This window comes from Corynebacterium sp. (assembly GCF_012838985.1).
Taxonomy (GTDB): domain Bacteria; phylum Actinomycetota; class Actinomycetes; order Mycobacteriales; family Mycobacteriaceae; genus Corynebacterium.
The window spans coordinates 1-5,186 of the sequence record NZ_DUOE01000107.1; the positions used below are offsets into that span (position 1 = coordinate 1).

Here is a 5,186-nt window from a genome sequence, read left to right on the forward strand (position 1 = left end):
ATTCGAACCCCCAACCTTCTGATCCGTAGTCAGATGCTCTATCCGTTGAGCTACGGGCGCGCGGAGACGAGAGGATTCGAACCTCCGGCCCGCCGCAAAGCAGGCAACTCCTTAGCAGGGAGCCCCAATCGGCCACTCTGGCACGTCTCCAGCTGCACCGGTAACGGTGCAACTGCAGGAATCCTACCCGCCGGACCGCCCGGAGGCCAAACCGCCTAGACTCAGGCCCATGATCCGCCCTGACCTTGCCGCCATGCCCGCCTACGTACCCGGAAAGCGTCAGCCGGACGCGCTGAAGCTCTCCTCGAATGAGGTCGCCACCACACCGCTGGCCAGCGCCGCGGAGGCGATGGCCGCGGCGGCCGCGGGGGCGAACCGCTACCCGGACATGTTCTCCACGGAGCTGAAGGAGGCGCTGGCCGAGCACCTCGACCTCACCCCGGAGCAGGTGACCGTCGGCTGCGGTTCCTCCGCGCTGTGCCAGCAGCTGGTGCAGATCACCTCGGGCCCCGGCGACGAGGTCCTCTTTCCGTGGCGCAGCTTCGAGGCGTACCCCCTGTTCGCGCAGGTCGTGGGCGCGACGCCGGTGGCGGTCCCGCTTCTCGACGACGGCCGGCACGACCTCGACCGCATGGCCGAGCTCATCACCGAGCGCACGAAGCTCATCTTCCTGTGCAACCCGAACAACCCCACCGGCGCGGTGATCACGCAGGCCGAGTTCGATGATTTCATGGCCCGGGTGCCGGAGGATGTCGTCGTCGGTCTGGACGAGGCGTACTTCGAGTACAACCGCGCGGAGGACACGGTGGTGGGCACCGAGGCGGTCGCCGAGTACCCGAACGTCGTGGGTCTGCGCACCTTCTCCAAGGCCTACGGCCTGGCGGGTGTGCGCGTCGGCTACGCCTTCGGCTCCGAGGAGCTCATCGCCGCCCTGAACAAGGTGTGCATCCCCTTCGCCGTGAACGTGGTGGCGCAGGCCGGCGCGCTGGCCAGCCTGGCCGCCGCCGATGAGCTGCTGGAACGCACCGAGGAGACCGTCGTGCAGCGCGACCGCGTCGCCGACGCCCTCGGTGCCCGCCGTAGTCAGGCGAACTTCATCTGGCTGCCGGACGTGGACCCGGAGGACTACGCCGCCCGACTCACCGAGCAGGGCGTGCTGGTGCGCGCCTTCCCCGAGGGTGTGCGCATCACCGTGACCACCGAGGAGGAGGCCGACCAGCTGCTGGCGGCCTGCGGGAAAGCCGGGCTGTAGGTCATGATCCGTTTTCTGCTGAGCATCATCACGACGGCGATCGCGCTGTTCTTCGTCACCCGGGTCGTCACGGGTGTCGACGTCACCCCGCCGGACGACCCGTGGGCGTTCATCTGGGTGGCGCTGCTGTTCATGGCGGTCAACGCCGTGGTCAGCCCCCTCGCGCACGCGCTGGGCACCCCGCTGAAGGTGCTCACGCTGGGACTGTTCTCGCTGGTCATCAACGCGCTGCTGTTCATGTTCACCGGCTGGCTCTCCGGCGCGCTGGGCCTGGGCCTGTCGGTGGACGGCTTCGTTCCGGCGCTGCTCGGCGCGGTGGTCATGGGTGTGGCCACGTGGGTGCTCGGCCTGGTGACGGGCATGGTGGCGCCGAAGAAATGACCCGCGCCCTGACCGGGGCGCGGGTCCTCTGCGGAGATGAGGGGATTTGAACCCCTGGAGGAATGAACCTCGCTGGTTTTCAAGACCAGTGCATTCGGCCGCTCTGCCACATCTCCTTCGTCGGAGAACTCTACCCGAGCCACCCCCGCCCCCGGAACTTCCCTACTCTGGGAGCGCATGAAGGCAATTCAGTTGACCAACCCGGATGATCCGCGTTCGCTCGAGCTCGTCGAGACCGAGCTCCCCCAGCTCAGGGACGGGGAGGTGCTGGTGAAGGTGCAGGCCGCGGGCGTGAACCGCGGCGACCTCCTCCAGGCCCGCGGCTACTACCCGCCGCCGCCCGGCGAGTCGGAGATCATCGGCCTCGAGTGCGCCGGCGTCATCGAGGACCCGGGCACCACGGGCCGCCGGAAGGGCGAGGCGGTCGGCTGCCTCATGGCGGGCGGCGGTTACGCCGAGTACGTGGCCGTCCCCGAGGGCCAGCTCATGCCGGTCCCGGAGGGCTACTCCCCCACCGAGACGGCCGCGATCGTCGAGGTCGCCTGCACCGTGTGGTCGAACCTGGGCATGATCGCCGACGTCCGCGAGGGCCAGACCGTGCTCATCCACGGCGGCGCGGGCGGTATCGGCACCTTCGCCATCCAGCTGTGCAAGCAGCTCGGAGCGACCGTCGCGGTCACCGCCGGCAGTGCGGAGAAGCTGGAGACCTGCCGCGAGCTGGGGGCGGACATCCTCATCAACTACCGCGAGCAGGACTTCTCCGAGGAGCTCAAGGGCCGGTGCGACGTCATCCTCGACATCATGGGTGCGAAGTACCTGCAGCAGAACCTGCGCGCACTCAACGAGGACGGCCAGCTCATCATCATCGGCCTGCAGGGCGGCGTGAAGGCCGAGATCAACCTCGGCGCGCTGCTGCCGCGTCGCCTCTCGGTCCGCGGCACGACGCTGCGCGCCCGCTCGCTGGAGGGCAAGGCGGAGATCGTCCGGTCGACCGTCGAGAACGTGTGGCCCATGCTCGCCGACGGCCGCATCTCCCACCACATCCACGCCACCTTCCCCCTCGCCGAGGCGGCGGCCGCCCACGACCTGCTGGACTCCGGTGCGGTGACCGGCAAGATCGTCCTCGAGGTCAACTAGGCCAGGGAGGCCACGACCCGGGTCAGGTGCTCGAGGTCGTGGCGGGTGCTGAACGGGCTGAGGGAGACGGTCACGGCGCCACCGACCTCGTCGACACCCATGTCGGCGGTCAGGGGGCAGGGCGGCAGGATCGTCGTGACCAGGCCGTTGTCCAGCAGACGCTGGTGCACCGTCTCCGCCGGGACGCCCCGCACCGCGAAGGACATGCGCCCCACGCGGTCGCCGCGGCCGCCGTCACCGGCCTCCCCGGACACACCCAGGATGTGGACCGTCGGCAGCGCCCCGAGCAGACCGGTGAGCTCCCGCGTCAGCCCCGCGAGGTGACCGGCCAGCTCCCGCTTCGAGGCGTGCAGGCGGGTCCGGCGGGTGCCCACCGCGTCGGTGAGCTCCGCGAGGTGGTCGATGAGCGTCGACACGCCCCCGGCCAGGCCTGGGGCGACCGGCACGTCGAGCACCGGGTCGAGACGCCGGAACATCGCCGGATCACGGAACACCAGGGCCGCGACCTGCGGACCACCCAGGGCCGCGAGGTCGACGGCGACGATGTCGGCGTCCCAGTCCGCGACGTCGAGGGGGCGGTAGGAGAGGTACGCCGTGGCGTCCACAAGCACCCACGCCCGGGAACGCTCCCGCGTGAACTCGACGATGTCCCCCACCGGGGCGACCGTGCCCAGGTGACCGTGCGCCGCGGAGACCGTGACCAGACGGCTCGAACCGTCCACCAGATCGCGGTACTGCGAAGCCGGCAGCGCCGCGGTACCCAGATCGGGGCGGGCCCAGCGGACCGTCGGCGCCACCTCGGCGAAAGGATCCTGCAGGCCCGGGGAATCCAGCCCCGAGAGCACCACCGACGCGCGCCGCAGCAACGGACGCATCGCACGCGCCAGCACCAGGTACAGCATCTCGAGGCTCGGGCCGAGCAGCACCCGGTCCGGGGTCGCGCAGACGAGGTCAGCGATGGCGAGCCGGGCGTCGTCGAGAAGCTCATCCCCCTGCAGCCTGCCCGGCTCCATCGCGCGGGAGTGCGAACCCGAGGACTGCTCCACCTCCGCCGGGGCGGAGGCCAGACGGAAGGACCGCGACACGGCCGCGGAGACCCGCTCCGGGATCTGCGGACACTGGTGCGCGTTGAGATAGGTCCACCCGTCGCCGAGTGACAGATACTGCCCCCGCACCCTGGCGACGTCAAAGACCATTTTCCGCAACTCCTTCCCACACGACTGTCCAGTATGCCTCTTTCCCCCGATCCATGCACCATCGCCCCCGGTGCCGGAAGTTTCTTCCGAAACCGCTGGTGAACGGGCATTAAAGCGGGCTTTTCACCCACCGAACCCACACCGAATTCACAGAACCCGACCCAGCCGGAGGCGGGTGTCCGATTCCCGCACCCAGCAGGGATAGGGTGGTCGGTGTGCAGGAACAAACCCGGACCCGAGAACAGCTGCGTGCCGACGTCGCACGCATGACCACCAGCGCCGTCACCGACCCGCCGGCCTCCCAGTCGACGACCTTCGGTGCCGCCTGGCACGATCTCGTCCGCGGATTCCGGCAGCACGAACTGTGGCTCCAGCTCGGCTGGCAGGACATCAAGCAGCGCTACCGCCGCTCGACGCTCGGCCCGCTGTGGATCACCATCGCCACCGGCGTGATGGCGCTCGCCCTCGGCCTGCTGTACTCCATGCTCTTCCAGATCCCCGTCGCGGAGTTCCTCCCGCACGTCACCGTCGGCCTCATCATGTGGGGCTTCATCTCCGGCTGCATCAAGGACGGCGCGGACATCTTCATCGACAACGAGGGCCTGATCAAACAGCTCCCCTCCGCCCTGTCGGTGCACGTCTACCGCCTCGTGTGGCGCCAGGCCCTGTTCCTCGCGCACAACCTGGTCATCTGGGTGATCCTCATGATGATCTTCCCCCGCGCCCTGGGCTGGGAGGTGTTCCTCGCGATCCCCGCGATGGCGCTGCTCATCCTCAACGGCGTGTGGGTGACCATGCTCTTCGGCATCATCGCCACCCGCTACCGTGACGTCGCCCCGCTGCTCGAGGCGATGGTCCAGCTGCTGTTCTACGTCACCCCGATCGTCTGGACCACGCAGACCCTCAAGGAGCAGGGCGGCGACATCGCACAGCGCGCCCTCCTCGCCGAGATCAACCCCCTGTTCCACTACATGGAGATCATCCGCGCCCCCCTGATCGGCCAGCCCATCGCCGCCTACCACTGGTGGATCGTGCTGGGCTGCACCGTCGTCGGTCTGCTGCTGGCCCTGCTCGCCATGAAGCAGTGGCGTTTCCGCGTGAGCTACTGGGTCTAGGAGGACTCCCTTGGTATCCATCGACACCTACAACGCCTGCGTCGACTTCCCCATCTTCGACGCCAAGTCGCGTTCCATGAAGAAGGCCTTCCTGTCCACCGCGGG

Annotated in this window: 5 protein-coding genes, 2 tRNA genes and 1 pseudogene; 5 read left to right on the forward strand and 3 right to left on the reverse strand. The window is 68.9% G+C overall.

Going from position 1 to position 5,186, the window contains the following annotated elements:
- Positions 1-61: 61 nt before the first annotated feature.
- Positions 62-150 (reverse strand) — tRNA-Ser (locus GXZ33_RS06230).
- A gap of 79 nt (positions 151-229) precedes the next feature.
- Between GXZ33_RS06230 and hisC the strand changes: the two genes are divergently transcribed.
- Together hisC and GXZ33_RS06240 are read left to right on the forward strand one after the other, a co-directional pair.
- Positions 230-1,252, forward strand: coding sequence for a histidinol-phosphate transaminase (gene hisC / locus GXZ33_RS06235; RefSeq protein ID WP_291339991.1), 1,023 nt, complete (start codon positions 230-232; stop codon positions 1,250-1,252).
- 3 nt (positions 1,253-1,255) lie between these two features.
- Positions 1,256-1,633, forward strand: coding sequence for a phage holin family protein (locus GXZ33_RS06240; RefSeq protein WP_291339992.1), 378 nt, complete (start codon positions 1,256-1,258; stop codon positions 1,631-1,633).
- Between the two features lie 31 nt (positions 1,634-1,664).
- Here GXZ33_RS06240 and GXZ33_RS06245 read toward each other — a convergent pair.
- Positions 1,665-1,749 (reverse strand) — tRNA-Ser (locus GXZ33_RS06245).
- A gap of 61 nt (positions 1,750-1,810) precedes the next feature.
- Here GXZ33_RS06245 and GXZ33_RS06250 point away from each other — a divergent pair.
- Positions 1,811-2,770: an NAD(P)H-quinone oxidoreductase gene (locus tag GXZ33_RS06250; RefSeq protein ID WP_291339993.1), complete on the forward strand. Its 960-nt coding sequence runs from the start codon at positions 1,811-1,813 to the stop codon at positions 2,768-2,770.
- On the opposite strand, the gene GXZ33_RS06255 is transcribed toward GXZ33_RS06250, so the two are convergent.
- Positions 2,767-3,966 (reverse strand): aminotransferase class V-fold PLP-dependent enzyme, encoded by a 1,200-nt coding sequence (locus GXZ33_RS06255; protein ID WP_291339994.1) that lies wholly within the window; start codon positions 3,964-3,966, stop codon positions 2,767-2,769. The genes GXZ33_RS06250 and GXZ33_RS06255 overlap by 4 nt on opposite strands.
- A 215-nt stretch (positions 3,967-4,181) precedes the next feature.
- Between GXZ33_RS06255 and GXZ33_RS06260 the strand changes: the two genes are divergently transcribed.
- Entirely contained in the window at positions 4,182-5,081 is a 900-nt protein-coding gene (locus GXZ33_RS06260; protein WP_291339995.1) for an ABC transporter permease, read from the forward strand.
- Between the two features lie 10 nt (positions 5,082-5,091).
- Positions 5,092-5,186: pseudogene (locus GXZ33_RS06265) on the forward strand (ABC transporter ATP-binding protein); the annotation flags it as partial.